Source organism: Streptomyces sp. NPDC020996 (assembly GCF_040641355.1).
Lineage (GTDB): Bacteria > Actinomycetota > Actinomycetes > Streptomycetales > Streptomycetaceae > Streptomyces.
This window is the reverse complement of sequence record NZ_JBFADM010000034.1, coordinates 49,421-74,037: the sequence shown is the minus strand read 5'-3', so window position 1 is coordinate 74,037 and position 24,617 is coordinate 49,421. Positions and strand designations below refer to the sequence as shown.

The window sequence follows — 24,617 nt, the reverse complement described above, 5'->3', positions numbered from 1 at the left end:
CACCATGACCGTGTTCCACCGCCGGGTGACACCTGTACTGCTGCTCGGCCAGGTCGCCTACGTCGCCCTGCTCGAGTTCGCGTTCACTTTCCTGGTGCCCGACACCGCCGGGATCGACCACACCGATCCCAGCCCCTCCGGCACCGCGCTGTACGCGGCGGTGCTCGCCGTGGCGCTGCTCGCCATGACCGGCGGAGCCGCCCTGCTGGGCTCGGCGCGGGTCAGGGCTGGGACGCCTCGCGCCCTGCGTATGGGCTGGCTGATCGTGCTCGGTGTCGGCGAACTGGCCATCGCCGCGGCGTTCCTGAAGGCGGGCGGCGCCGGGGACCCGGGGCCGGACACGCTGATCGGTCTGCTCGCCGGCGTGGCGAGCTGCGCCATCGCGTGGTCGTGTCTCACCGGGACGGGCGCGGGGCGGGCAGACCGCGGACCGTCTCCGCCGCAGTGAGAGAATTGCGCTCTCCGTAGGCACACCCGCTGGGTAGTCTCTGCGTTGATCCACGGCCCGGCATCAGGTCCGGCCGGGCAGGTCGCCGCCGTACCGCACGGCTGCCCGTCGGGCCTGTTCAGGGGCGTCAACATCCTCAACACCACGCAGGAGGCCGGTCGATGAGCGCGCGTACCGACAAGGCGCACAAGCCGCACGAGGTCGTCGAGCGGGCCCTCGAACTGTCCACCGCGGACGGCTGTGTGGTGATCGCCGACGAGCGGTCGACCGCCAACCTGCGCTGGGCGGGCAACGCGCTCACCACGAACGGCGTCACGCGCGGGCGCACGCTCACCGTGATCGCGACCGTCGACGGCAAGCAGGGCACGGCCTCCGGCGTCGTCTCCCGGGCGGCCGTGACCGTGGACGAGCTGGAGCCGCTGGTGCGGGCCGCCGAGGCCGCGGCCAGGGGCGCGGGCCCGGCCGAGGATGCGCAGCCGCTGGTCGCGGGCGTCGACCGGTCGCCCGAGTTCACGGCGGCGCCCGCGGAGACCACCTCCGCGGTGTTCGCCGACTTCGCCCCGGCGCTCGGCGAGGCGTTCGCACGCGCGCGTGCGGGCGGCCGGGAGCTGTACGGCTTCGCCAACCACGAGCTGGTCTCCAGCTACGTCGGCACGTCGACCGGTCTGCGCCTGCGCCACGACCAGCCCAACGGCACCCTGGAGCTGAACGCCAAGTCGCCCGACCGTACGCGCTCGGCGTGGGCCGGCCGCTCCACCCGCGACTTCAAGGACGTCGACCCGGCCGCGCTGGACGCGGAGCTCGCCGTCCGGCTCGGCTGGGCCGAGCGACGGGTCGAGCTGCCCGCGGGACGGTACGAGACGCTGCTGCCGCCGACCGCGGTCGCCGACCTGCTGATCTACCAGATGTGGTCGGCGTCGGGCCGGGACGCGGACGAGGGCCGCACGGTGTTCTCCCGGCCGGGCGGCGGCACCCGCGTGGGCGACAGGCTGGCCGAGCTGCCGCTGACGCTGCGCAGCGACCCGGACGAGCCGGGCCTGGAGTCGGCGCCGTTCGTGATCGCGCACTCCTCCAGCGGCGACCAGTCGGTGTTCGACAACGGCCTGCCGCTCACGGCCACCGACTGGATGCGCCGGGGCGAGCTGGCGCACCTGACGACCACCCGGCACACCGCGGCCGTGACCGGGCTGCCCGTGACCCCGGCGATCGACAACCTGATCCTGGACGGCGGTGACGACCGTTCCCTGGCGGAGATGGTGGCCGGCACGGAGCGCGGTCTGCTGCTGACCTGCCTGTGGTACATCCGCGAGGTCGACCCGGCCACGCTGCTGCTGACCGGTCTGACCCGGGACGGCGTCTACCTCGTCGAGAACGGCGAGGTGACCGGCGAGGTGAACAACTTCCGGTTCAACGAGTCGCCGGTGGACCTGCTGGCCCGGGCCACCGAGGCCGGGCGTACCGAGAAGACGCTGCCCAGGGAGTGGAGCGACTGGTTCACCAGGGCCGCGATGCCGCCGCTGCGGGTGCCGGACTTCAATATGAGCTCTGTCAGCCAGGGCGTATAACCTCGTACCTGATTACGAGCCCACTCGAGGAGACACGAGAACCGTGACGGACATCGTCGACGAGCTGAAGTGGCGCGGGCTGATCGCCCTCTCCACTGACGAGGACGCACTGCGCAAGGCGTTCGCGGACGGCCCCGTCACGTTCTATTGCGGCTTCGACCCGACCGCGCCCAGCCTGCACCTCGGCAACCTCGTGCAGATCCTCACGCTGCGCCGGATCCAGCAGGCGGGCAACCGCCCGCTGGGCCTGGTCGGGGGCGCCACGGGCCTGATCGGCGACCCGAAGCCGACCGCGGAGCGCACGCTCAACGATCCGGAGGTGGTGGCCGGCTGGGTGACGCGGCTGCGCGGCCAGATCGAGCGGTTCCTGGACTTCGACGGGCCGAACGCCGCGCTGATGGTCAACAACCTGGACTGGACCCAGGGCCTGTCGGCCATCGAGTTCCTGCGGGACGTCGGCAAGCACTTCCGGGTCAACAAGATGATCGCGAAGGAGGCCGTCGCCCGGCGGCTCAACTCCGACGCGGGCATCAGCTACACCGAGTTCAGCTACCAGATCCTGCAGGGCATGGACTTCCTGGAGCTGTACCGGCGCTACGGCTGCACGCTGCAGACCGGCGGCAGCGACCAGTGGGGCAACCTCACCGCGGGCGCCGACCTGATCCACAAGGTGGAGCCGCACGCCTCGGTGCACGCCCTGGCCACCCCGCTGATCACCAAGGCGGACGGCACCAAGTTCGGCAAGACCGAGTCCGGCACGGTGTGGCTCGACCCGGAGCTGACCACGCCGTACGCCTTCTACCAGTTCTGGCTGAACGCCGACGACCGGGACGTGTCGAACTTCCTGCGCATCTTCAGCTTCCGCTCCCGCGAGGAGATCGAGGAGCTGGAGCGGCAGACCGAGGAGCGGCCGCAGGCCCGTGCCGCGCAGCGGGCGCTGGCCGAGGAGCTGACGACGCTGGTGCACGGCGCCGACCAGACCGCCGCCGTCGTCGCCGCGTCGAAGGCCCTCTTCGGCCAGGGCGAGCTGGCGGAGCTGGACGAGCGGACGCTGGCGGCGGCCCTGTCCGAGGTGCCGCACATCCGGGTCGCCACGCTCGGTCCGGTCGTCGACCTGTTCGCGGAGACCGGCCTGGTGGCCAGCAAGTCGGCGGCGCGGCGCACGGTCAAGGAGGGCGGCGCCTACCTGAACAACGTGAAGGTCGCCGGTGAGGACGCCGTCCCCGCCGAGGAGGACCTGATCCACGGCAGGTGGCTGGTGCTGCGGCGGGGCAAGCGGAATCTGGCCGCCGTCGAGGTGACCGGGGCCTGAGCGCCGCGAGCGCGCGGGGCGTGGGACGTGGGACGTGGGCGGGGCGTGGCCTTGGGGCCGCGGCCCGCCACTCCCGTTCTCGCGGCCCGCCACTTGCGTTCTCGGGGGCCGGCGGGTGCCTTCCCGGGGGGCGGCGGGTGCCTTCCCGGGAGTCGGCGGGCACGTTCGCCTCAGGCGCGTTCCTTTCTCTTGCCCAGGGTCGCCATGTAGAGCATGTCGCCCAGGGCGACGATGATGACCGCGGCGATCACCTGGAAGATGTGGCGGGTCCAGTCGATGCCGGGGGTCGCCTCGACGCCGAACGCACGGGCGACGGCGTTGCCGGCGATCGCGCCCAGCATGCCGAAGATCGTCGTCAGCCACAGGGGGCTGTGCTGCTTGCCGGGGATGATCGCCTTCGCGATCAGGCCCAGTACGAATCCCACGATGATCGCCCACAACCACCCCATGGCTGCCTCCTGCTACGGCTCGACGTGAGCGGTACGTCGAGTGTCCGGCCGTAAGCCGTACGGCGCATGTCGGGGGCCGCCGTACGTGCCGGGGCCGAGGGCGTCCGCGCAGGCGGGGAGGGGACCCGGTCTCGTGGGCGGCGTGGACGCGGCGTAACGTGGACGTGTCCGGGCTGTTTTTCCCCGACGGAGCGGTCCGGTCCCGGGGTGTGGAGAAGTCCGAGACGGGCGGATGGTGGAATGCGATGCGGAAGCAACGCGGCGGCGGCAACGTCCAGGTGTTCCGGATCACCGGAGCCCGGACCGGCCTCCAGGAGGACGTGCGCGGGCGGCAGCGCCGGTATGTGATCTCGATGTCGATCCGTACGGTGTCGGTGATCCTCGCGGCCTGCCTGTGGAACGTGGAGCGGCCCGTCGCCATCGTGGCGTTGGTGCTCGGGGCGGTTCTGCCCTACATCGCGGTGGTGGTCGCGAACGCCGGGCGCGAGAACGCGCCGTCCCTGCCGTCGACGTTCATCACCGCTCCGGTGCGTCCCATGGTCGCGCCGCCGCGGACGAACGACGGTTTCGCGGAACCCGATCCGGAAGATGTCGCGGCCGGGCCCGCGCCGGGAGAACGAAGCGAGCCGCGCGAGCGGACCTGACCCCGGCGGCAGGGCGGCGGCCGGGGGTCGACTTGGCGCCAAGCTCAAGAAAACCTCAGATCAATCATGTTGTTCCAGTGCCGGGCGACCGGTGACCCATGACATACTTCGTAGGCGCTCCGCATCCCCCGTCGGAGCGACAGACCGACGCCGGGCAGCTCCCCCCGTGGCTGCTCGGCGTCGCCTTGTCCGCCGCTGTTGCGGGACGAGGGCGTGGAGAGACGAAGCGGTGGAGAGACTGATCCGTGAGTGACGCCATCTGTTCCGCGAAGGGCTGCCGCGCCGACGCCGTGTGGGTGCTGGCGTGGAACAACCCGAAGATCCACACGCCGGAACGGCGCAAGACGTGGCTCGCGTGCGAGGAGCACCGCGAGCACCTGTCGCAGTTCCTGGGCGTACGGGGGTTCCTGAAGGACGTCGTGAAACTCGAGGACTGGCAGGCGCCCGAAGGGTCCGACGGCCGGGCGTAGCCGTCGTCGCACCTGACCGTCGTCGCGGTCTAGCCGCCGATCGCCGACATCGGCCGCTCGGGCTGGACGAACGCCGGGTCGTCCAGGCCCGCGCCGGCCTTCTTCCCCCACATCGCCAGCCGCCAGATGCGGGCGATCTCCTCGTCGGGGGCGCCGGAGCGCAGGGCGGCGCGCAGGTCCGTCTCCTCGGTGGCGAACAGGCAGGTGCGTATCTGGCCGTCGGCGGTGAGGCGGGTGCGGTCGCAGGCCGCGCAGAACGGGCGGGTTACGGAGGCGATGACGCCGACGCGCTGCGGGCCTCCGTCCACGAGCCACCGCTCCGCGGGCGCCGAGCCGCGCGCGTCGGAACCCTCCGGGGTCAGCTCGAAGCGGGTGCGCAGGGAGGCGAGGATGTCGCCCGCGGTGACCATGCCCTCGCGCTTCCAGCCGTGCTGCGCGTCCAGGGGCATCTGCTCGATGAAGCGCAGCTCGTAGTCGTGCTCGACGGCCCAGGCCAGCAGGTCGGGGGCCTCGTCGTCGTTCAGCCCGGGCATCAGGACGGAGTTGACCTTGACCGGGGTCAGGCCCGCCTCGCGGGCGGCGTGCAGGCCCTCGATGACGTCCCTGTGGCGGTCGCGGCGGGTGAGTGCCTTGAAGACGTCCGGGCGGAGGGTGTCCAGCGAGACGTTCACCCGGTCCAGGCCCGCCGCCTTCAAGGCCGGCGCGGTGCGCTTCAGGCCGATGCCGTTGGTGGTGAGGGACGTCTGGGGGCGCGGGTCCAGGGCGGCGACGCGCTCGACGATCCCCACCAGTCCGGGACGCAGCAGGGGCTCGCCGCCGGTGAAGCGCACCTCCTCGATGCCCAGGGAGGTGACGGCGATGCCGATCAGGCGGACGATCTCGTCGTCCGTGAGCAGGTCGGGCTTCGCCAGCCACTGCAGGCCCTCCTCGGGCATGCAGTAGGTGCACCGCAGGTTGCACCGGTCGGTCAGCGAGACCCTCAGGTCGGTGGCCACCCGGCCGTAGGTGTCGATGAGCACGTGGGCCCCCTCCCTCGTGGCGGATCGGTCGTTCTGCGTCAGTTGCGAGCGTACGCGACGGCACCGACATCGACGGTGCCCCGTCCCAGGAACGGGGTGCCCCGTCCCCGGGACAGGACGCGGCCGCGCCGCAGGGATCCTGCGACGCGGCCGCTCAGGGGGTTGCCGGCGGGCGGGTCAGTGGGCGCCGGTGCCGGTGAGGGAGCGCACCTCGAGTTCGGCGAACTTGGCGGCGTCCGGCTCCTCCTTGGACAGGTAGGTGCCGATGACGCCGAGCAGGAAGCCGACCGGGATGGAGACCAGGCCGGGGTTCTCCAGCGGGAACCAGTGGAAGTCGGCGTCCGGGAACATCGACGTCTCCTTGCCGGAGACGACCGGCGAGAACAGCACCAGGCCGACCGCGGTGACCAGGCCGCCGTAGATCGACCACAGGGCTCCTTGGGTGGTGAAGCGCTTCCAGAAGAGGCTGTAGAGGATCGTCGGCAGGTTGGCGGAGGCGGCGACCGCGAACGCCAGGGCCACCAGGCCGGCCACGTTCAGGTCGCGGGCCAGGGCGCCCAGGAAGATCGAGACGGCGCCGATGGCGACCGTCGCCCAGCGGGCCGCGGACACCTCCTGCTTCTCGCTGGCCTGGCCCTTCTTGATGACGTTGGCGTAGATGTCGTGGGCGAACGACGAGGAGGAGGCCAGGGTCAGGCCCGCGACGACGGCGAGGATGGTGGCGAAGGCGACCGCCGAGATGGAGGCGAGCAGGACGGCGCCCCAGTTGGAGTCGACCCCGCCCAGGTGCAGGGCGAGCAGCGGCGCCGCGGTGTTGCCGGCCTTGTTGGAGGCGATGATCTCGTTCGGCTTGATCAGCGCGGCGGCGCCGAAGCCGAGCGCGAGGGTCATCAGGTAGAAGGCGCCGATGAGGCCGATCGCCCAGTTCACGGACTTCCGGGCGGCCTTGGCGGTGGGCACCGTGTAGAAGCGGATCAGGATGTGCGGCAGGCCCGCGGTGCCCAGGACCAGGGCGATGCCGAGCGAGACGAAGTCCAGCTTCGAGGTCGAGGTCGCGCCGTACTTCAGGCCGGGTTCGAGGAAGGCGGAGCCCTTGCCGCTGTTCTCGGCGGCCTTGCCGAGCAGGTCGGAGATGTTGAAGTGGAACTTCAGCATCACCAGGAAGGTCAGCAGCAGGGCGCCGATGATCAGCAGCACGGCCTTGACCATCTGGACCCAGGTGGTGCCCTTCATGCCGCCGATGGTGACGTAGACGATCATCAGGACGCCTACCAGGGCGACGATGGCGATCTTCCCGCCGTCGCTGGTGATGCCGAGCAGCAGCGAGACCAGCACGCCCGCGCCCGCCATCTGCGCGAGCAGGTAAAAGATCGACACGACGATCGTGGAGGTGCCGGCGGCGGTGCGGACCGGGCGCTGGCGCATGCGGTAGGCGAGGACGTCGCCCATGGTGTACCGGCCCGAGTTGCGCAGCGGCTCGGCGACCAGCAGCAGGGCGACCAGCCAGGCGACCAGGAAGCCGATGGAGTACAGGAAGCCGTCGTAGCCGGCCAGGGCGATGGCGCCCGCGATGCCGAGGAAGGAGGCCGCGGACATGTAGTCGCCGGAGACGGCGAGGCCGTTCTGGAAGGCGGTGAACTGCCGCCCGCCGGCGTAGAAGTCGGCGGCGTCCTTGGTCTGGCGGCCGGCCCAGACGGTGATGACGAGGGTCGCGAGGACGAACACCGAGAACAGGCTGATGATCAGGGTCCGGTGCTCGCTGGCCGCTCCGGCAGCCAGCAGGGTGGTCTGTGCGTGGCTCATTCGCCGTTCTCCATCCGGGACTTGATCGCCTGCGCCTTGGGGTCGAGCTTCGCGGCGGCGTGCCGCGAGTACCACCAGGCGATGAGGAACGTGGTGAGGAACTGGGCGAGCCCCAGGACGAGGGCGACGTTTATGTTGCCGGCCACCTTGGTGCCCATGAAGTCGCCCGCGTAGTTGGACAGCAGGACGTACAGCAGGTACCAGACGATGAAGGCGATCGTCAGCGGGAAGGCGAACGAGCGGTGGGAGCGGCGCAGTTCGGCGAACTCCGCGCTCTTCTGCACCTCCTCGAACTTCTCGGCGGACGGGAGCCGGTCTTCGGTTTTCGAGGGGGGCGGTGCGTCGGTGGCCACGAAGTCTCCTCGCGTTGCGGGTGGTGACGGGGACCGGGCGCGAGTGTCCTCGCGTTCCCTGTCCAAGGGCACGGCGCGGCACGAGGACGGGTTCAAACCCCTTCCGTTCTTTCCGAAGTCACCTGGGGTAAGTCATTGCTGGCCAACGACTGCGGAAGATAGTTTCGGGTCTGCACCACCCGTCATGTACCTGCCCGAGCAGCACCTGTGTCTCGGGCGGTTCTGTTTCAGGATGATGTGGAGACCCCATGGCTCATCTGCGTTCAAGACGCCGGCTCGCTCTCGCGGTGCCGGTCGTGCTGTCCCTGACCGCCTCGCTCGGCTTCCTGCCGGCGGCGGCCCAGGCCGCCCCGCGGGCGGAGTCGACGGCTCAGGCAGCAGACGCGGAGACCTACGCGTACCTCGTTAACACGAAGACCGACCATCACACGATCGAGTCGGTCAAGAACGCGATCACCGCGGCCGGCGGCACCGTGGTCGTGGCCTACGACAAGATAGGCGTGATCGTCGCCCACTCCGCGAACCCCGACTTCGCCCAGCAGATACGCAAGGTCCGCGGCGTGCAGTCGGCGGGCGCCTCGCGCACCTCGCCGGTCACCGCGGCGGGGACGACGGACGAGGGCGCCGTGCAGTACCTCTCCAAGGCGGAGGCCGCGAAGGTCGCGGGCAGCGCCGCGGCCGGAGAGGAGCCCCTGGAGGCCGACCAGTGGGACCTGCGGGCGATCGGCGCGGACAAGGCGGCCGAGATCAACCCGGGCAGCAAGAAGGTGACCGTCGCGGTGATCGACACCGGCGTCGACGACACCCACCCCGACATCGCGCCGAACTTCTCCGCCGCGCAGTCCGCGAACTGCGTGAGCGGCAAGGCGGACACGACGTACGGGTCCTGGCGTCCGGTGGACGCCGACCACTACCACGGCACGCACGTGGCGGGCGAGATCGCCGCGGCGCGCAACGGCATCGGCGTCGCGGGCGTGGCCCCCGGCGTCAAGGTCTCGAGCATCACCGTGGCGCAGCCGGACGAGAACTCGCTGTTCTTCCCGGAGAGCGTCGTGTGCGCCTTCGTGTTCGCCGCCGACCACGGCGTCGAGGTCACGAACAACAGCTACTACGTCGACCCGTGGCTGTACAACTGCATGGACGACCCCGACCAGCGGGCCATCGTCGACGCGGTCAACAGGGCGCAGCTCTACGCGCGGAGCAAGGGCACGCTCAACGTGGCCTCCGCGGGCAACTCCAACGACGACCTGGACTCCGACGCCCTGGTCGACGACTCCAGCCCCGACGACTCGACCGCCGTGACCCGGACGATCGACCCGCACGAGTGCTTCGACGTGCCGACCCAGCTTCCGGGCGTCGTCACGGTCAGCGCGACGGGCGTCAAGGGCACCAAGTCGTACTACTCCAGCTACGGCGACGGCGTCGTCGACGTCGCGGGACCGGGCGGCGACAAGTACCAGATCCCGGACACCCCGTCGAAGAACGGCCGCATCCTCTCCACGATGCCGAACAACCAGTACGGCTTCCTGCAGGGCACCTCGATGGCCTCGCCGCACGTCGCGGCCGTCGCCGCGCTGCTGAAGTCCACGCACCCGTGGGCGACCCCGGCCCAGCTGCAGGCGCTGCTGAAGGCGCAGGCGGACAACCCGGGCTGCCCGACGGAGCCGTACGACGGCAACGGCGACGGCGTGGTGGACGCGACCTGCGTGGGCGGCAAGCGCGTCAACGGGTTCTACGGCTTCGGCGTCGTCAACGCGCTGCGCGCGGTGAAGTAACCCGCTTCCCGGGGGACTTCGGCCCCCCGGGCTTCCCGCGCGGGATCGGCGGCGCGGAGTGAAGGGGCCGGACGGGAACGTCCGGCCCCTTTCGCGCGCTCCGGGCCCGCTCGGGCACAGGCCCCGTTCGGGCGCTCCGGTACTTGACGCAGTGAGGTTTTATATTGATTGAATCAATAATGCATAGTTGAGTCATGACTGACATCATGTTCGCCTGGAGCGCGCTGGGCGGCGACCCCGCCCTCCTCTCGCGTGTCTCGACCGTCGTGCGCCCCGGCCCGCTCGAAGCCCGTCTGCCGGTGCGGGAGTTGGCCCGGGCCTGCGTCGGGGCGTGCGCCCTGGCCGCCGCCGAGCTGGCGGCCCGGCGGGCCGGGCTCGACGAGGTGCCGGCGGTCACGGTGGACGACCAGGCCGTCGCCGCGGCGTTCCACAGTGAGCGGCACCTGCTGATCGACGGCCGGGCGCCGGTCGCCTTCGCACCCTTGTCGCGGTTCTGGCGGACGGCGGACGGCTGGGTGCGCACGCACGCCAACTACCCGCACCACCGGGCGCGGCTGCTGGAGGCGCTGGGCGTGTCCCAGGGCCCCGAGGGCCCCGAGGGCTCGGAGGACCCCGAGGCCGTCGCCGCGGTCGCGGCGGCGCTCGCGGAGCGGTCCTCGGCGGAGGCCGAGGAGACCGTGTGCGCGGCCAGCGGCCTCGCCGTGGCGCTGCGGACGCCGGAGGAGTGGGCCGCGCACGAGCAGGCGGCCGAGGTGGCCCGGCGGCCGCTCGTCGAGCGCGAGCGGCTCGGCACGGGGCTCGCGCGCGTGCTCCCCCCGCAGGCCGGCGCGCCCCTGCTGCCCGCCGCCGGCCTGCGCGTCCTGGACCTCACCCGGGTCCTCGCCGGACCGGTCGCCACCCGCACCCTCGCCCTGCTCGGCGCGGACGTGCTGCGCCTGGACGCGCCGCAGCTGCCCGAACTGCCCGACCAGCACGCCGACACGGGCTTCGGCAAGCGCTCGGCGACGCTGGACCTGGCGGCCGACCGGCGCACCTTCGAGGAACTGCTCGCGGCGGCGGACGTGGTCGTCACCGGCTACCGGCCCGGCGCCCTGGACCGGTTCGGCCTGTCGCCCGAGGCGCTGGCCGAGCGGCGGCCCGGCCTGGTCGTGGCGCAGCTGTCGGCGTGGGGCGCGTACGGGCCGTGGCGCGGACGGCGGGGCTTCGACAGCCTGGTGCAGGCGGCCTCGGGGATCGCCGTCCTGGAGGGATCGGCGGAGCGGCCCGGCGCACTGCCGGCGCAGGCCCTCGACCACGGCACCGGGTACCTGCTGGCGGCGGCCGTGCTGCGGGCGCTGACCGAGCAGTCGCGGGAGGGCGGCGGCCGGCTCGTGCGGCTGGCACTGGCCCGGACGGCCCAATGGCTGACCACGGAGATCGGCCCGGGCGCGGCGGGCGAGGCGGGGCACGCGGCTCGCGGCGAAGCGGGTTCCCGTCTCGCCGAGACGGACAGCGCGATCGGGCGGCTGCGATACGCCCTGCCTCCGGTTTCCTTCGCCGGCGGGCCCGCCGACTGGGTGCGGCCGGCCACGCCCTGGGGGTCGGACGCGCCGCGCTGGGCCTGACTCCCGGACCGGGCCGGAAACGTACCTATGAGCGAAATGCCGTACGGTCGGTCGTTTTCCTTGACTTGCCCGGTTTTGCGATGGCTGGTGAAGATCCTGGGGTGACTTTGACGAGACCCACGCCGGAGGCCGCCGACGCGAGCGGGTCCATACGGCGGCCCGGTGCCGGCCGGGCCGCCGCCCTGCTCGCCCTGGTGGCGCTCGGCGCGCTGATACCCCTGCTCGGCCCGTCCGCCGCGCTGCGCGGCACCGGAGAGGCCGCCGCGCCCGGCGACGGCGGCATCGCGTTGCTGCGAGCGGTGCTGTTCCTGGCACTGTGCGTGCCGGCGGGCGAGTTCCTCGTCCGGGGGCTCGCCCGTTCCGTGCCCGGCGCCCCGGCCGTCGCACCCCGCAGCTGGGCCCCCTACGCGGCCGCCGCCGGTTTCGTCGCCGCCCTGGGGCTCGCCTCGGTGGTGGCGACGGGCAACCTGGTGCCGCACAGCCTCGCCCAGGTCGACGTCGGGGGCCTGTACGCCTCGCGCGAGGGCAAGCTCGCCCTGGTGGAGGTCAACGCCTTCCTCGCGGCGGGCCTGTGCGCCGTCTCCCGCCGTCCGGCCGGCCAGTTGTGGCCGCTGGCCGCGGTGGTCGTCGCGGAGGCCCTGCGCGCGCACCCCCCGACGGAGCACACCCCGCTGCTCGGCTCCGGCCTGACGGTGGTGCACCTGACGTGCGCGGCGCTGTGGACGGGCGGTCTGCTGCACGCCCTGCGCACGCTGCGGCGGTGGGGCCCCGGCGAGACGGGGGCGGCCCTGTTAGGCCTGTACGCGCGGGTGGCGGCCGTCCTGCTCGCCGCCATCACCGCGACCGGAGTGTGCAGTTCGCTGCGCCGGATGCCGCCGGAGACGATCCTCGACCAGCTGACCACGACCGCGTACGGACGCACGCTGCTCGCCAAGATGATCCTGGTGGTCGCCGTCGTCGTGCTGGCGCTGTGGGCGCGGATCCGGCTGCGCCGGGCGGCCCGCCCGCTCACCGCCTGCGCCCCGGCACGGGCGGAGGTCGTCGTCCTGGCGGCGGTGGTCGTGGTGTCGGGGCTGCTGACGGCGCTGCCGGTGCCCGTCAGATGGTGAGCCCCGGCCCGCGCCGGGACCGTTCGCACGGCCCGCTCACGGGGCGGCCGAGCGCACCGCCCGGCGCGGCTCCCGCGGTGCGGGGCGCTCGCCGAGGACGCCCCGGGCCAGGAGGAGCTGCGCGACCGTGTACGTCAGCATGACCCAGAAATCGGGGCGGGGCGGCTGGGGCCACTCGGCGATGCCGGTCGCGATGAGGGTGTCGGAGAGCATGAACAGCGCGCCGCCGAGACCCGCCACGGCGCCGAAGCGGACGGCGGCGGTGCACGCCATGGCCGTGAGCAGGGTGCTGTAGCAGGCCACGGGCACCCGCAGGCCCGCCGGGAGGTCCGGCCACAGCAGGACGACCGTCACGGCGAGGACGACCGCGTAGCCGAGGGCGAGCGGACCGGTACGCGCGCGTGCGCTGCCGTAGGCGCGGAACAGGGCGAGATAGCACACGTGCCCGGCCGCGAAGGACGCCATCCCGGCGAGGAAGGCCGCGTCGGCGCCGGACATGAGCAGCACGTCGCCGCCCCAGCCGAGCAGGAGGGCGGCGATCAGCAGCCGGGGCGCTCCCCGCAGCGCGGCCCAGGCGGCCAGGAGCGGCATCAGCAGCGGCTTGGCGGCGGTGTGCCCGGGATGGAAGCCGGTCGCGAGGCTGACCAGGTCGACGAGCGCGGTGACGGTGAACGCGGTGAGGGCGGCCGACGCCGCTCGGGAGAAGCGCGGGGGGTTCACGCGGCCGCCGTCTCCTCGACCGTTCCCTCGACCGTTCCTTCGGCGCGCACCGCGGCGGCGGGCGCCGGCTGCCAGCCCGGCCCGCGCAGCAGCCGTCCGGCCCGCTCGCGCCAGCCGGCCGCCGCCTTGAGGTCCCTGGCGATGGCGACGTACTCGTGGGTGGCCACCTTGACCGGGTTGTACGTGTCGATGTTCTTGGTCAATCCGTAGACGGGCCGGTCGGTCTCCGGCACCCAGGATCCGAACAGCCGGTCCCAGACGATGAGGATCCCGCCGAAGTTGCGGTCCAGGTAGCCGCCCTGGGAGGCGTGGTGGACGCGGTGGTGGGACGGCGTGTTGAGCACGAACTCGAACCAGCGCGGCATCTTGTCGATCCGCTCGGTGTGGATCCAGAACTGGTAGACGAGGCTCACCGAGGAGCAGAACGCGAGCGCGGCCGGGTGCACACCGACGGCGACGAGCGGGAGGTAGAACGGCCAGGCCGTCAGGGAGGTCCAGGGCTGGCGCAGCGCGGTGGTGAGGTTGAACTTCCGGCTGGAGTGGTGGACGACGTGACAGGCCCACAGGATGCGGACGACGTGGTGGCCGCGGTGGGACCAGTAGTAGAAGAAGTCCTGCCCGAGCAGCATCAGCGGGACGGTCCACCACAGGACGGGGACCCGCAGGGGCGTGAGTTCGTAGACCGCCGTGTAGACCGCGACGATCGGGATCTTCCAGAGGAAGTCGAAGAAGAGGCTGCCGAGGCCCATGCCGACGCTGGTCGCGGCGTCCTTCGCCGCGTAGCCGGCGGCGTCCTCGTCGGGATGGATCCGCACGCTGACCATCTCGACGACGGTGAGCAGCACGAAGGCGGGTATCGACCACAGCACGACATCGGGCAGGTTCGGCATGAGGGCACCGTAGAGGCGCCGGTGAGCCGCAGGCTAGAGGTTGTTACCGACAAGTATTACCAGGGGTACGCGCTTGCTTCTTGGCCGTCTCCGCCAATGGACGGCCCGCGGTCCGGCTGCCGCGGAGGGTTTCACACCCCGACCGCCCCCAACAGGGTCCCCGCCGCGTACGTGATGCCCATGGCCAGCGCCCCGCCCATGACGTTGCGCAGCACCGCCCGGCCCGGCGCGGCGGCGCCCAGCCGGGCGCTCGACCAGCCGGTGAGGACGAGGGCGGCCAGCACCGAGACCACGGTGATCCACAGCCGCCAGTCCGCGGGCGGCAGCACGATCGCGAGCAGCGGCAGCAGCGCGCCCACGGTGAACGCCAGGAAGCTCGCCCATGCCGCGTGCCAGGGGTTGGTCAGCTCGTCGGGGTCGATGCCGAGCTCCACGCGCGCGTGCGCGCGCAGCGCGTCCCGGCGCGTCAGCTGCTCGGCCGCCTCCCGGGCGACCTCGCGCGACAGTCCGCGCGCCTCCAACAGCCCGGTCAGCTCCTCCAGTTCGGCCTCCGGCGACTCGCGCAGCTCCCGCCGTTCCATGGCCAGAGCGGCCTTCTCCGAGTCCCGCTGGGTGGAGACGGACACGTACTCCCCGGCGGCCATCGACATCGACCCGGCCAGCAGCCCGGCCAGCCCGGCGGTGAGCAGGGCCGCCCGGTCGTCGGTCGCTCCGGCCACGCCGACGACCAGGCCGGCGGTGGAGACGATGCCGTCGTTGGCGCCGAGGACGGCGGCCCGCAGCCAGTTGAGCCGCTGGCCCATTCCACCCTCGTGCGCCTCGTCGTGCGTAGGTTCCATCACGCCGGAATGGTCTCACCTCCTCCGGTTCCCACCCGGCAGCGGGGCGCCGCGGATCAGGCCGTCAGACGCCCGGGATTCCAACCGCCCACGGAACAGCGCCCCTTGAGGCGGGACCGGCAGCACTCGCGCGCCCCCGGCTCGCGCGCCCCCGGCTCGCGGTCCACGACGATCGCGACGCCCGCCACACATGCCGACATTGCGAACATTGCAGACATTACGGGCAGCACAGATGCCCGAACACGTCTGCACGGGAAGGCACCTGACGGAGAGGACTGTCAGTCACGGCCCTTATCCTCAGGAACCATGCTCGAAGACCGCACGACGCCTGCGTCCTCCCCCACGACGTGGCCGGCCGCGTATCCCCAGGGATACGCGGTCGTTGACGTGGAGACCACCGGCCTGGCCCGGGACGACCGGATCATCTCCGCGGCCGTCTACCGGCTGGACGCGCGCGGCGATGTCGAGGACCACTGGTACACACTCGTCAACCCGGAGCGCGACCCGGGCCCGGTGTGGATACACGGCCTGACGAGCGAGGTGCTCGAAGGGGCGCCGCTGTTCCGGGAGGTCGCCGAGGAGTTCGCGGCCCGGCTGCGGGGCCGGGTGCTCGTCGCGCACAACGCGGTGTTCGACTGGCAGATGATCGCCCGGGAGTACGCGCGCGCCGAGCGCGAGGCGCCGGTGCGGCAGCGGCTGTGCACCATCGCGCTGTCCAAGCAGCTGGGCCTGCCGCTGCCCAACCACAAGCTCGAGTCGCTGGCCGCCCACTTCGGCGTCGTGCAGCAGCGGGCGCACCACGCGCTGGACGACGCGCGGGTGCTGGCGGAGGCGTTCCGGCCGAGCCTCCGGGCGGCCGCGGCGGGCAGCGTGCGGCTGCCGCTGCAGGAGTGCCGGCCGCTGACGGAGTGGACGGACCGGCCCGCCCCGCGCATCGGCCGGCAGGCCGACGGCTACGGCGGCTACGGCGGCTACCGCACCGGCGGCTGGCGCCCGTCCCGGAAGAGGCCGCCCTGCCCGTATCCCAACCCGGGGCGGCACCAGGAGGGCAGACCGCTCAAGCAGGGCATGCGGGTCGCCTTCTCCGGGGACACCTCGGTCGACCGCGAGCTGCTGGAGGACCGCGCGGTCGAGGCCGGGCTGCACGTCGCGACGAGCCTGTCCCGGCTGACCAGCCTGCTCGTCACGAACGACCCGGACGCCGGCACGTCCAAGGTGCTCAAGGCGCGGCAGTACGGGACGCCGGTCGTCGACGAGGCGGCGTTCGGGCAGCTGCTCGGAGACGTGGAACCGGCGGACGAGTGACCCGTACGGACGGGTGATTGCCGCGCGACTCGCCCACGGCCCGCTCGCCCGCGCGGCGGCGACGGCCCACTCTGTGGCGCATGGCGAGATGTGAAGTTTGCGGCAATGACTACGGAATGACCTTCGAGGTCCACGCGCAGGGCGCGGTGCACGTCTTCGACTGCTTCTCCTGTGCGATCCACCGCATGGCCCCGATCTGCGAGCACTGCCGGGTGCAGATCATCGGCCAGGGTGTCGAGGTCGAGGGCCACTGGTACTGCGGCGGCCACTGCGCCCGCGCGGAGGGGAGGACGGGGATCGTCGACCGGGTCTGAACCCGACCCGCTCGCGGACACCCCCCGCCCGGGTTGTACGGTCGTGGGGTGTACCGCTTCCTGTTGTCCCGGCAGTGGGTGATCCTCACCCTGGTCGCCCTGCTCCTGATCCCCACCATGATCAGGCTGGGCTTCTGGCAGATGCACCGCTACGACGAGCGCAGCGCCCGCAACCAGCAGGTCTCCGAGGCGCTGCACGCCGATCCGGTACCCGTGGAGCGGCTGACCTCCCCCGGACACGCCGTGACCGGCGAGCAGAAGTACCGCACCGTGACCGCCCGGGGCAGCTACGACACCGCCCATGAGGTCGTCGTCCGGCGCCGCACCAACTCCGACGGCGAGGTCGGCTACCACGTCCTGACCCCGTTCACGCTGACCGACGGCAAGGTACTGCTGGTCAACCGCGGCTGGGTCCCCGCGAACGACCGGAGCCAGAGCGCGTTCCCCGAGGTCCCCGCTCCCCCGCGCGGGCAGGTCACCGTCACCGGGCGGCTGATGCCCGACGAGACGACCGCGGCGAGCGGCATCAAGGACCTCAAGGGCCTGCCGGACCGGCAGATCATGCTGATCGACAGCGCGGAGCAGGCGCGCCGGCTCGGCGCCCGGGTCCTCGGCGGCTACGTCCAGCAGACGGCGCCCGAGCCGAAGGGCGGCACTCCGCAGCTGATCTCCGATCCGGGCAGCGAGGACGCGCCGCTGAACTACGCGTACATGATCCAGTGGTGGCTGTTCGCCGCGGCCGTCCCCGTGGGCTGGTGGGCCCTGGTGCGCCGTGAGGCGCGCGACCGGGCCCAGGCGGCATCCGGGGACCGGTCGGCACCGGCGGAGCCGGCCTCCGTCTGACGGGCGCGGCACGAGGACGTCCGGGCGGCGGCAGCCCCGCGTCCACCCGTCCGCCGTCCGCCCGTCCGCCGTCCACCCATCCGCCGTCCACCCGTCCACCCGTCCACCCGTCCACCCGTCCGCCCGGCCGCCTTCCGCGCGCCCCGCCGCGGCGGCAGCGGCCGGCCGGCAGCGGCCCGGCCGGCGCCGTCCTGTCCGGGAGACGCGGCTGTACTCGCCGCTCCCCGGTGCCAGGGCGTCACTCGCCCGGTCCGCTGCGTGATTGCGCCACGACCTCGCCGGGAACCCGCACTTGCGTGCACCCTCGCATCGAGGACTACGCGATCGTCGGCGACGAACAGACCGCCGCCCTGATCGGCAGGGACGGTTCGGTCGACTGGCTGTGCCTGCCCCGGTTCGACTCCGGCGCCTGCTTCGCCCGCCTGCTCGGCGACGAGGACAACGGCCACTGGCGCATCGCCCCGAAGGGCGTCGACGGCCCCTGCACCCGGCGCGCCTACCGCCCCGGCACCCTGGTGCTGGACACCGAGTGGGAGACCGCCGACGGCGCGATCCGCGTCACCGACCTGATGCCGCAGCGCGACCGCGCTCCCGACCTCGTACGCATCGTCGAGGGGCTGCGCGGCGAGGTCACCGTCCGCAGCGTGCTGCGGCTGCGCTTCGACTACGGCTCCATCGTGCCGTGGATGCGCCGGACCGACGGTCACCGGGTGGCCGTCGCCGGGCCGGACTCGGTCTGGCTGCGCAGCGAGCCCGCCGTGCACACCTGGGGCGAAAACCTCAGCACCCGTGCGGAGTTCACGGTCTCCCAGGGTGAGAAGGTGGCGTTCGTCCTCACCTGGCACCCCTCCCACGAGCCCCGCCCCCGGCAGACCGACCCGCACCGGGCGCTGAAGGCGGCCGTCGCCGACTGGCGGGCGTGGACCGCCCGCTGCGGCTACCGGGGCCCGCACCGGGACGCGGTGGTGCGCTCCCTCATCACGCTGAAGGCCCTCACCTACGCGCCGACCGGCGGCATCGTCGCCGCCGCCACCACCTCGCTTCCGGAGGATCCGGGCGGGGTGCGCAACTGGGACTACCGCTACTGCTGGCTGCGCGACTCCACCCTCACCCTCGGCGCCCTGCTGGCGTGCGGCTACCACGAGGAGGCGGCGGCCTGGCGGGACTGGCTGCTGCGCGCGGTCGCGGGCGACCCGGCGGACCTGCGGATCATGTACGGCCTGGCGGGCGAGCGGCGGCTGTCCGAGCTGGAGCTGCCGTGGCTGTCCGGTTTCGCCGGCTCCACCCCGGTACGGATCGGCAACGGCGCCGTCAACCAGCTCCAACTGGACGTGTACGGCGAGGTGATGGACTCGCTGGCGCTGGCACGCCGTTCCGGGCTGGCACCCAGGCCGGACATCTGGGCGCTCCAGCGAACCCTCGTCGACTGGCTGCGCACGCACTGGCGGCAGCCGGACGAGGGGTTGTGGGAGGTGCGCGGCGGCCGGCGCCACTTCGTCCACTCCAAGGTGATGGCGTGGGTGGCCGCCGACCGGGCCGTGCGGACGCTGGAGGCCCACCCCGAGCTGAGCGGCGACCTCGACGGCTGGCGCGAGATGCGCGATGAGGTGCACCGCGAGGTGTGCGAGAAGGGCTACGACGCCGAACGCGGCACCTTCACCCAGTACTACGGGTCCCGCGAGCTCGACGCCTCGCTGCTGCTCATCCCGCGCGTCGGCTTCCTGCCGCCCGACGACCCGCGCGTGACCGGCACGATCGACGCGGTCCGCGAGGAACTGGACCACCAGGGGCTGCTGCGCCGCTACAGCAGCGACGACTCGACCGTCGACGGGCTGCCCGGCAGTGAGGGGGCCTTCCTGGTCTGCTCGTTCTGGCTCGCGGACGCGCTGCACGCGTCCGGCCGCACCGCGGAGGCGCGGGAGCTGTTCGAACGGCTGGTGGGCCTCGTCAACGACGTGGGGCTGCTGTCGGAGGAGTACGACCCCGTCGCCGGCCGCCACCTCGGCAACTTCCCGCAGGCGTTCAGCCACATCGGCCTGGTCAACACCGCCCTCGCCCTGTTCGGGGACGAGGAGGCAGGATAGGGACATGGATCTTGGACTGAAGGACCGGGTGTACGTCGTCACCGGAGGCACGAACGGCCTCGGCCACGCCGCCGCGCGGGAACTCGTCGCCGACGGGGCGAAGGTGGTCATCTCGGGGCGGGACGAGCAGCGGGTCGCCGGCGCGGCTGCCGCGCTGGGGCCGAACGCCGCGGGGGTGGCCGTGGACAACGCGGACCCGGAGGCGCCCGCGCGGCTGATCGCGGCGGCGCGCGAGCACTTCGGCGGCTTCCACGGCATCCTCGTCAGCGTCGGCGGACCGCCGGCCGGGTTCGTCGCGGACAACACGGACGAGCAGTGGCGCGCGGCGTTCGAGTCGGTGTTCCTCGGCGCGGTGCGGCTGGCGCGGGCGGCCGCGGCGGAGCTGGACGCGGGCGGCGTCATCGGTTTCGTGCTGTCCACGTCGGTGTACGAGCCGATACCGGCGCTGACGATCTCCAACGGCCTGCGGCCCGGGCTCGCCGGGTTCGCCAAGTCCCTCGCGGACGAGCTGGGGCCGCGGGGCGTGCGGGTGCTGGGGCTGCTGCCGGCCCGCATCGACACCGACCGGGTGCGCGAGCTGGACGCGCTGTCCGCGGACCCGGAGGCAACCAGGGCCGCCCAGGAGTCGCGGATCCCGCTGCGGCGGTACGGGGCGCCGGAGGAGTTCGGCCGGGTGGCCGCGTTCCTGCTGTCGCCGGCCGCGTCCTATCTGACGGGGATCATGGTGCCGGTGGACGGGGGGATGCGGCACGGGTTCTGAGCCCGGCCGCCCTTCACGGCGGCCCACCCGTCCTCCGCCGCCGTCAGCTCACCCTCTCCGCACGGTATTTGACGCTGCTGAGGCGAATCTCCGCGGGGAGCGCGGCGAGGCCCGCCGAGTCGCGGGCGTGCCTCAGGGCCCGGCCCGTGAGGTCGTGCAGGACCGTGCCGGGGTCCACGTGCGGCTCCAGACGCAGTGCCATGCGGGCCTCGGGCGCGGTGCGCCGGCCGGTGAGCCGGACGCCGGCCGCCGCGACGCCGTCCGCTTCGCCCGCCTCGCGGGCCAGCACGCCCTCCAGCGCCTTCCCCCGCAGCAGGGCGCCCTCGCCGTCGCCGGTGTCGACCAGGACCTCGGCGAGGCGGTGCCGGCGCAGGACCGCGGTCAGCCACCACAGTGCCAGCAGGACCAGGACGGCGAGGACGGCCAGGACGGTCGGCCACCACCAGCCGGCGTCCCGCCAGCGGGTCCGTTCGGCGTAGCTGAGCAGCACGTCGTGCCGTCCGTGGTGGATCCACCAGGACGGCGGCCGCAGGCCCAGGCCGACGGCCAGCACGGAGCCGCCCAGCAGGAACAGCAGCAGGCCGGCCGTCCCGATCAGCACCCGGTTGACGATCGTGAGCACGGCGCTCACCCCTTCCGTCCGGGCCGACGCACGTGCACCGACAGGGCGGGCGGCCGGGCCAGGCCCAGGCCGCCGACGGCGTCGGTGAGCACGGTGTCCAGGTCGGCGCGCACGTCGTCCAGGTCCCTGAAGTGCGAGACGGCGCGCACGTCGGCGTGGGCGCGGCCGATCCGCACCCGCACCGACTGGATCCCGGCCACCTCCATGGCGCGGTCGCGCAGCACCAGGGCGGCGGCCGCACGGTGCAGTCCGGCGCGGACGTCGGGGTGGGTGCGCCGCATCGGCAGGACGTCGCGCAGGCCGGGCGTGGCGGCCAGCACGAGCAGCCACAGGCCGAGGACGGCGGCGACCGCCGCGCCGAACAGCACCCAGGTGTCGTCGAGGGGCCGCTCGGCGAGCTGCCGGGCGAGCTCCCGGCGCCAGCCCATGGCGGGGCGGTTGGCCCGCACGGCGGCGATGTCGTAGAGGAAGACGCCCGCGACGAGCAGGAGCAGCAGCGCCGTGACGCCCGCGGGGACGCGGCGCGCCGACCAGAAGCGGCTCTCCCGGCCGCCCTCGCCCTGCGGCGGGGGCGGCGGCCCGTACGCCTCGTCCGGGCCGGCGTCCCGCTCGACCACCGGCAGCCGCTGTGTCGTGCCCTCGAAGCCCTGGGGGCCCTGGGGCTCGCTCATCGCGTCCTCCCCTGTGCCACGTCGTGCGCCGGGGCCAGGTGCAGCCGTTCCACGTGGACGGCGACCTCCGGCACCTCCATTGCCACCAAGTCGCCTACCCGCCGGGCCACGTGCCGACGCACGGCACGGCACCGGGCCCCGATGTCGCACGGGTAGCCGAGTTCGAGGTGGACGCGGACGTGGGCGGACTCATGACGCACCACGACGGTGGCGTACGGGGGCGCGGCCGAGGCGGGCAGCTCCCCGAGCGCCTCCCGGGCGGCCTGTCCGGCGATCTTGGCGACCACCCGGTCGGCGATCCGGGTCGCCCCGCGCTCGCCCGGCGCGACGACGGCCAGGGGTCCGTGGGACGCGTCGGCGCCGGCACTCACGGACATCACCGCCGCCGGTCGTCACGCGAGCGGAAGAAGTCGCCGACCTCCAGGTCTCCCTCCAGGAACCGGCCGACGACGAAGCCGACCGCGCCCATGGCGGCCACCAGCAGAAAGGCCCCGAACCCGCCGAAGTATCCGGCGAACCCCAGCGCCATTCCGGCGATCATGCCGACCACGGCCCTGCTCATGGTGCGCTCCCCTCAGCGGTGCGGACGGTCCGGCGCGGTCCGGTCACTGGATCCGGGGCTCCGGCTCCTCGCCCTCTTCCTCCGGCAGTTTGACATCGCTGACCGCGATGTTGACCTCGACGACCTCCAGGCCGGTCATGCGTTCCACCGCCGCGACGACGTTCTCCCGGACGGCCCTGGCGACGTCGACGATCGACACGCCGTACTCGACGACGATCTCCAGGTCGAGCGCGGTCTGCACCTCGCCGACCTCGGCCTTCACCCCGCGTGCCACGGACTTCGAGCCGCCCGGGACCCGGTCGCGCACCGCGCCGAAGGTGCGGCTGAGCCCGCTGCCGAGGGTATACACGCCGAGCACTTCCCGCGCGGCCATTCCGGCGATCTTCTCGACGACGCCGTCGGCGATGGTGGTGCGCCCGCGGGTGGCGGGGTCCCCGCTGCCGCGCCGGGCCGCCTGCACCCTGCGCGTGGCGGGAGTCTCCGGCACCTCGTTCTGCCCTGGGGGGGTCCCCGGCCGGTTCCGCTCCGTCATCTCGCTCATCGCGGTCACGTCCCTTCCGGTCGCTTGGTCGTCCGGTCGTGCGGTGGTCCCCCTTCGACCACGGTAAGCGTGCCTGTGCCGCGGTGCGCCGGAGATGCGGCAGTCTGGAGCAATGACGGCGGAGCAGTGGACGCACGCGGTACGGCAGCGGCTGGCGCTCGGCCGGCTGCTGCCCCTGGGCGGCCCCCGCGACGGCGCGTGGATCTCGGAGGAGGCGGCCGGGGCGGTGCTGCGGCGTGCGGCGCGGGAGGTGCCCGGCGTACGGGTCGACGCGCTGCGGATCGCGCTGGCCGACCCGGAGGACGTGTCCGAGCCCGTCGTGCCGCCGCCGCCCGGCGCCCTGCCGCCCGGCCCGCTGCGGGTGACGGCGGAGTTCGCGGCGACGGCGGCCGAGCCGCTGCCGTCGACGGCGGCCCGGCTGCGCGCGGCCCTGGCCGCCGCGGCCGTGCGGCTGCTGGGGCCGGCGGTGACGCAGGTGGACCTGCGGGTGGCGGCCCTGCTGGACGCCGAGCCGGAGCGCCCGCCCGTCGCGTCGCCGCGGCCACCGGAGGCCGCGCGGCCGGTGACGCCGGACGAGGAACGCGTCACCGCGGCCGTCCTGGCGGTGGCGGGCGTGGCCCGGCTGACGGCCGTGCTGGGGCGCGCCGTGCACGTCGAGGAGCGGGGGACACGGGCCGGCCTGCCGCACCGTCACGTCCGGGTGGAGGTGGCGGTGGAAGCGGGCCACCGGGCCGTGGAGGTGGCCCGGCGGGTCCGCGGGGCGGTCGCGGGGACGCTGCCCGGGCGTCCGACGGTGGCGGTGCTGGTGACCGCGGTCGACTGACCTCTGTCGGCCGGTCGGCTGGCTGGCCGATGCTGGCTGACCGGCTGACCGGCTGACCGATGCCGGCTGACCGGCTGACCGATGCCGGCCGGTCGACTGGCCGCTGTCGACCGGTCAGCTGACCGCTCGGCCGGTCGACTGGCCGCTGTCGGCTGAGGGTCTACTCGCCGAGGCCGGCGAGGTCCCGCAGTCGGCGGGCCTGGGCAGCGCGTTCGGCGGCGCGCTGGTCGTCGTACGAACGTCCCTGCGCGCCGCGCAGCAGCGCCTTGGTCTCGACCACGGCGTCGCGCGGGGCGGCCAGCAGCGCCGACGCCAGGTCCCGCACCGCGTCGGAGAGCTGGTCCGCGGGCACGGCGAGGTTTGCCAGGCCGGTGCTCACGGCCTCCTCGGCCTGCACGTAGCGCCCGGTGGCGCAGATCTCCAGCGCCCGGGCGTAACCGACCAGGCTCACCAGCGGGTGCGTGCCGGTGAGGTCGGGGACCAGTCCGAGGCTGGTCTCGCGCATGGCGAACTGCACGTCGTGCGCGACGACGCGCAGGTCACAGGCGAGCGCGAGCTGGAAGCCCGCCCCGATGGCGTGTCCCTGGACAGCGGCGATCGACACGATGTCGCTGCGCCGCCACCAGGTGAACGCCTCCTGGTACTCGGCGATGGCCGCGTCCAGTTCGCTGTCGCTGCTGCGCGCGAGGTCGAGGAAGGTCGGCTCGCCTTCGATTCCCTCGGGCGTCAGCATGCGCCGGTCGAGACCGGCCGAGAACGACTGGCCCTCGGCGCGCAGCACGACGACACGGACCGACCCCGGCAGCAGCCGCCCCGCCTCGGCGAGCGCCCGCCACAGGGGGGCGCTCTGCGCGTTGCGCTTGGCCGGGTTGGTCAGCGTCACCGTGGCGATCGCGTCGTCGACGGTGAGCCGTACGCCGTCCTTGTCGAGTACCGGACCGAGGTCCTGGGCGGGCGAAGCCATGGGGCGCCTCCGATGAGTGCGGTCAGCAGAGCAGAGCTAAGTGACTGCACAGTAACCACCCGGCCGGTCTCGCGTCCCCCCGGGTCCCTCAAGGGCCGAGGGGAGACCGACCGGGTGGCCACCATCGA

The 24,617-nt window shown here is 73.2% G+C and carries 27 protein-coding genes; 14 read left to right on the top strand and 13 right to left on the bottom strand.

Features of this window, described 5'->3' with window-relative positions; all coding sequences use genetic code 11:
* Window positions 1-4 precede the first annotated feature (4 nt).
* From AB0G63_RS22875 to tyrS, 3 genes are all read left to right on the top strand, one after another.
* Window positions 5-448: a hypothetical protein gene (locus AB0G63_RS22875; protein WP_360753173.1), complete on the top strand. Its 444-nt coding sequence runs from the start codon at window positions 5-7 to the stop codon at window positions 446-448.
* Window positions 449-609: 161 nt separating this feature from the next.
* A complete protein-coding gene (locus tag AB0G63_RS22870; RefSeq protein ID WP_360753170.1) occupies window positions 610-2,013 on the top strand; it encodes a metallopeptidase TldD-related protein in 1,404 nt (467 codons plus the stop codon).
* A gap of 43 nt (window positions 2,014-2,056) precedes the next feature.
* Window positions 2,057-3,325, top strand: a complete 1,269-nt coding sequence (tyrS, locus tag AB0G63_RS22865; protein WP_360753168.1) for a tyrosine--tRNA ligase — start codon at window positions 2,057-2,059, stop codon at window positions 3,323-3,325.
* Between the two features lie 170 nt (window positions 3,326-3,495).
* Here tyrS and AB0G63_RS22860 read toward each other — a convergent pair whose 3' ends face one another.
* Window positions 3,496-3,774, bottom strand: a complete 279-nt coding sequence (locus AB0G63_RS22860) for a GlsB/YeaQ/YmgE family stress response membrane protein (protein WP_360753165.1) — start codon at window positions 3,772-3,774, stop codon at window positions 3,496-3,498.
* A gap of 245 nt (window positions 3,775-4,019) precedes the next feature.
* Here AB0G63_RS22860 and AB0G63_RS22855 point away from each other — a divergent pair, with 245 nt between their 5' ends.
* Both AB0G63_RS22855 and AB0G63_RS22850 read left to right on the top strand, forming a co-directional pair.
* Window positions 4,020-4,418 (top strand): DUF3099 domain-containing protein, encoded by a 399-nt coding sequence (locus AB0G63_RS22855; protein WP_360753224.1) that lies wholly within the window; start codon window positions 4,020-4,022, stop codon window positions 4,416-4,418.
* Between the two features lie 245 nt (window positions 4,419-4,663).
* Window positions 4,664-4,888, top strand: a complete 225-nt coding sequence (locus tag AB0G63_RS22850; protein ID WP_360753162.1) for a hypothetical protein — start codon at window positions 4,664-4,666, stop codon at window positions 4,886-4,888.
* 29 nt (window positions 4,889-4,917) lie between these two features.
* Here the strand turns inward: AB0G63_RS22850 and moaA are convergent, their stop codons facing one another.
* The 3 genes from moaA to AB0G63_RS22835 all read right to left on the bottom strand — a co-directional run bounded on the left by moaA (window position 4,918) and on the right by AB0G63_RS22835 (window position 8,063).
* Window positions 4,918-5,907, bottom strand: coding sequence for a GTP 3',8-cyclase MoaA (gene moaA / locus AB0G63_RS22845; RefSeq protein WP_360753159.1), 990 nt, complete (start codon window positions 5,905-5,907; stop codon window positions 4,918-4,920).
* A 177-nt stretch (window positions 5,908-6,084) separates the two neighbouring features.
* Window positions 6,085-7,710 carry a cation acetate symporter gene (locus AB0G63_RS22840; protein WP_360753156.1) on the bottom strand — a complete coding sequence of 542 codons (1,626 nt, stop codon included), beginning with the start codon at window positions 7,708-7,710 and terminating at the stop codon, window positions 6,085-6,087.
* A complete protein-coding gene (locus AB0G63_RS22835; protein ID WP_360753153.1) occupies window positions 7,707-8,063 on the bottom strand; it encodes a DUF485 domain-containing protein in 357 nt (118 codons plus the stop codon). Before AB0G63_RS22835 ends, AB0G63_RS22840 begins: the two co-directional genes overlap by 4 nt.
* A gap of 248 nt (window positions 8,064-8,311) precedes the next feature.
* Between AB0G63_RS22835 and AB0G63_RS22830 the strand changes: the two genes are divergently transcribed.
* The 3 genes from AB0G63_RS22830 to AB0G63_RS22820 all read left to right on the top strand — a co-directional run bounded on the left by AB0G63_RS22830 (window position 8,312) and on the right by AB0G63_RS22820 (window position 12,551).
* Window positions 8,312-9,838, top strand: a complete 1,527-nt coding sequence (locus tag AB0G63_RS22830) for a S8 family serine peptidase (protein ID WP_360753150.1) — start codon at window positions 8,312-8,314, stop codon at window positions 9,836-9,838.
* Window positions 9,839-10,032: 194 nt separating this feature from the next.
* Window positions 10,033-11,442 carry a CoA transferase gene (locus AB0G63_RS22825; RefSeq protein WP_360753148.1) on the top strand — a complete coding sequence of 470 codons (1,410 nt, stop codon included), beginning with the start codon at window positions 10,033-10,035 and terminating at the stop codon, window positions 11,440-11,442.
* 101 nt (window positions 11,443-11,543) lie between these two features.
* Window positions 11,544-12,551, top strand: coding sequence for a CopD family protein (locus tag AB0G63_RS22820; RefSeq protein ID WP_360753145.1), 1,008 nt, complete (start codon window positions 11,544-11,546; stop codon window positions 12,549-12,551).
* A 36-nt stretch (window positions 12,552-12,587) separates the two neighbouring features.
* Here AB0G63_RS22820 and AB0G63_RS22815 read toward each other — a convergent pair whose 3' ends face one another.
* From AB0G63_RS22815 to AB0G63_RS22805, 3 genes are all read right to left on the bottom strand, one after another.
* Window positions 12,588-13,199 carry a lysoplasmalogenase gene (locus AB0G63_RS22815; RefSeq protein WP_360753221.1) on the bottom strand — a complete coding sequence of 204 codons (612 nt, stop codon included), beginning with the start codon at window positions 13,197-13,199 and terminating at the stop codon, window positions 12,588-12,590.
* A 68-nt stretch (window positions 13,200-13,267) separates the two neighbouring features.
* Window positions 13,268-14,161 (bottom strand): sterol desaturase family protein, encoded by an 894-nt coding sequence (locus AB0G63_RS22810; protein ID WP_360753142.1) that lies wholly within the window; start codon window positions 14,159-14,161, stop codon window positions 13,268-13,270.
* A gap of 131 nt (window positions 14,162-14,292) precedes the next feature.
* Window positions 14,293-15,003 (bottom strand): VIT family protein, encoded by a 711-nt coding sequence (locus AB0G63_RS22805; protein ID WP_360753139.1) that lies wholly within the window; start codon window positions 15,001-15,003, stop codon window positions 14,293-14,295.
* A 303-nt stretch (window positions 15,004-15,306) separates the two neighbouring features.
* Between AB0G63_RS22805 and AB0G63_RS22800 the strand changes: the two genes are divergently transcribed.
* The 5 genes from AB0G63_RS22800 to AB0G63_RS22780 all read left to right on the top strand — a co-directional run bounded on the left by AB0G63_RS22800 (window position 15,307) and on the right by AB0G63_RS22780 (window position 20,306).
* Entirely contained in the window at window positions 15,307-16,305 is a 999-nt protein-coding gene (locus AB0G63_RS22800; protein ID WP_360753137.1) for a DEDDh family exonuclease, read from the top strand.
* Window positions 16,306-16,385: 80 nt separating this feature from the next.
* The gene (locus AB0G63_RS22795) at window positions 16,386-16,619 is read left to right on the top strand and encodes a hypothetical protein (RefSeq protein ID WP_324785397.1); all 234 of its coding nucleotides are present in this window, start codon (window positions 16,386-16,388) and stop codon (window positions 16,617-16,619) included.
* A gap of 48 nt (window positions 16,620-16,667) precedes the next feature.
* Entirely contained in the window at window positions 16,668-17,462 is a 795-nt protein-coding gene (locus AB0G63_RS22790) for an SURF1 family protein (RefSeq protein ID WP_360753134.1), read from the top strand.
* 296 nt (window positions 17,463-17,758) lie between these two features.
* A complete protein-coding gene (locus AB0G63_RS22785; RefSeq protein ID WP_360753131.1) occupies window positions 17,759-19,546 on the top strand; it encodes a glycoside hydrolase family 15 protein in 1,788 nt (595 codons plus the stop codon).
* 4 nt (window positions 19,547-19,550) lie between these two features.
* Window positions 19,551-20,306: an SDR family oxidoreductase gene (locus tag AB0G63_RS22780; RefSeq protein WP_360753128.1), complete on the top strand. Its 756-nt coding sequence runs from the start codon at window positions 19,551-19,553 to the stop codon at window positions 20,304-20,306.
* A 43-nt stretch (window positions 20,307-20,349) separates the two neighbouring features.
* Here AB0G63_RS22780 and amaP read toward each other — a convergent pair whose 3' ends face one another.
* Genes amaP through AB0G63_RS22755 form a run of 5 tightly spaced genes read right to left on the bottom strand, consistent with a single transcriptional unit; the run spans window position 20,350 to window position 22,702 of the window.
* On the bottom strand, window positions 20,350-20,937 hold the full coding sequence (gene amaP, locus AB0G63_RS22775) for an alkaline shock response membrane anchor protein AmaP (RefSeq protein ID WP_360753126.1): 588 nt from the start codon (window positions 20,935-20,937) through the stop codon (window positions 20,350-20,352).
* Window positions 20,934-21,599, bottom strand: a complete 666-nt coding sequence (locus AB0G63_RS22770) for a DUF6286 domain-containing protein (protein ID WP_360753123.1) — start codon at window positions 21,597-21,599, stop codon at window positions 20,934-20,936. Before AB0G63_RS22770 ends, amaP begins: the two co-directional genes overlap by 4 nt.
* Complete coding sequence (locus tag AB0G63_RS22765) at window positions 21,596-21,976, bottom strand: hypothetical protein (RefSeq protein ID WP_360753120.1); 381 nt, start codon at window positions 21,974-21,976, stop codon at window positions 21,596-21,598. The genes AB0G63_RS22770 and AB0G63_RS22765 overlap by 4 nt, the downstream gene beginning before the upstream one ends.
* Window positions 21,976-22,161, bottom strand: a complete 186-nt coding sequence (locus AB0G63_RS22760) for a hypothetical protein (RefSeq protein WP_351889585.1) — start codon at window positions 22,159-22,161, stop codon at window positions 21,976-21,978. The genes AB0G63_RS22765 and AB0G63_RS22760 overlap by 1 nt, the downstream gene beginning before the upstream one ends.
* A gap of 43 nt (window positions 22,162-22,204) precedes the next feature.
* Entirely contained in the window at window positions 22,205-22,702 is a 498-nt protein-coding gene (locus tag AB0G63_RS22755) for an Asp23/Gls24 family envelope stress response protein (protein ID WP_360753118.1), read from the bottom strand.
* 112 nt (window positions 22,703-22,814) lie between these two features.
* Here AB0G63_RS22755 and AB0G63_RS22750 point away from each other — a divergent pair, with 112 nt between their 5' ends.
* Window positions 22,815-23,525 (top strand): nucleopolyhedrovirus P10 family protein, encoded by a 711-nt coding sequence (locus tag AB0G63_RS22750; RefSeq protein WP_360753116.1) that lies wholly within the window; start codon window positions 22,815-22,817, stop codon window positions 23,523-23,525.
* A gap of 160 nt (window positions 23,526-23,685) precedes the next feature.
* Here the strand turns inward: AB0G63_RS22750 and AB0G63_RS22745 are convergent, their stop codons facing one another.
* A complete protein-coding gene (locus AB0G63_RS22745; RefSeq protein WP_360753114.1) occupies window positions 23,686-24,489 on the bottom strand; it encodes an enoyl-CoA hydratase/isomerase family protein in 804 nt (267 codons plus the stop codon).
* Between the last annotated feature and the right edge of the window lie 128 nt (window positions 24,490-24,617).

Bases quoted from the DNA above. Each gene is read 5' to 3' on its own strand.
- AB0G63_RS22830 (WP_360753150.1), top strand. From the start codon at position 8,312: ATGGCTCATCTGCGTTCAAGACGCCGGCTCGCTCTCGCGGTGCCGGTC.
- AB0G63_RS22745 (WP_360753114.1), bottom strand. From the start codon at position 24,489: ATGGCTTCGCCCGCCCAGGACCTCGGTCCGGTACTCGACAAGGACGGC.
- AB0G63_RS22870 (WP_360753170.1), top strand. From the start codon at position 610: ATGAGCGCGCGTACCGACAAGGCGCACAAGCCGCACGAGGTCGTCGAG.
- AB0G63_RS22840 (WP_360753156.1), bottom strand. From the start codon at position 7,710: ATGAGCCACGCACAGACCACCCTGCTGGCTGCCGGAGCGGCCAGCGAG.
- AB0G63_RS22795 (WP_324785397.1), top strand. From the start codon at position 16,386: ATGGCGAGATGTGAAGTTTGCGGCAATGACTACGGAATGACCTTCGAG.
- AB0G63_RS22800 (WP_360753137.1), top strand. From the start codon at position 15,307: ATGCTCGAAGACCGCACGACGCCTGCGTCCTCCCCCACGACGTGGCCG.
- AB0G63_RS22760 (WP_351889585.1), bottom strand. From the start codon at position 22,161: ATGAGCAGGGCCGTGGTCGGCATGATCGCCGGAATGGCGCTGGGGTTC.
- AB0G63_RS22855 (WP_360753224.1), top strand. From the start codon at position 4,020: ATGCGGAAGCAACGCGGCGGCGGCAACGTCCAGGTGTTCCGGATCACC.
- AB0G63_RS22875 (WP_360753173.1), top strand. From the start codon at position 5: ATGACCGTGTTCCACCGCCGGGTGACACCTGTACTGCTGCTCGGCCAG.
- AB0G63_RS22750 (WP_360753116.1), top strand. From the start codon at position 22,815: ATGACGGCGGAGCAGTGGACGCACGCGGTACGGCAGCGGCTGGCGCTC.
- AB0G63_RS22770 (WP_360753123.1), bottom strand. From the start codon at position 21,599: ATGAGCGAGCCCCAGGGCCCCCAGGGCTTCGAGGGCACGACACAGCGG.
- AB0G63_RS22810 (WP_360753142.1), bottom strand. From the start codon at position 14,161: ATGCCGAACCTGCCCGATGTCGTGCTGTGGTCGATACCCGCCTTCGTG.
- AB0G63_RS22755 (WP_360753118.1), bottom strand. From the start codon at position 22,702: ATGAGCGAGATGACGGAGCGGAACCGGCCGGGGACCCCCCCAGGGCAG.
- AB0G63_RS22765 (WP_360753120.1), bottom strand. From the start codon at position 21,976: ATGTCCGTGAGTGCCGGCGCCGACGCGTCCCACGGACCCCTGGCCGTC.
- AB0G63_RS22780 (WP_360753128.1), top strand. From the start codon at position 19,551: ATGGATCTTGGACTGAAGGACCGGGTGTACGTCGTCACCGGAGGCACG.
- AB0G63_RS22860 (WP_360753165.1), bottom strand. From the start codon at position 3,774: ATGGGGTGGTTGTGGGCGATCATCGTGGGATTCGTACTGGGCCTGATC.
- AB0G63_RS22825 (WP_360753148.1), top strand. From the start codon at position 10,033: ATGACTGACATCATGTTCGCCTGGAGCGCGCTGGGCGGCGACCCCGCC.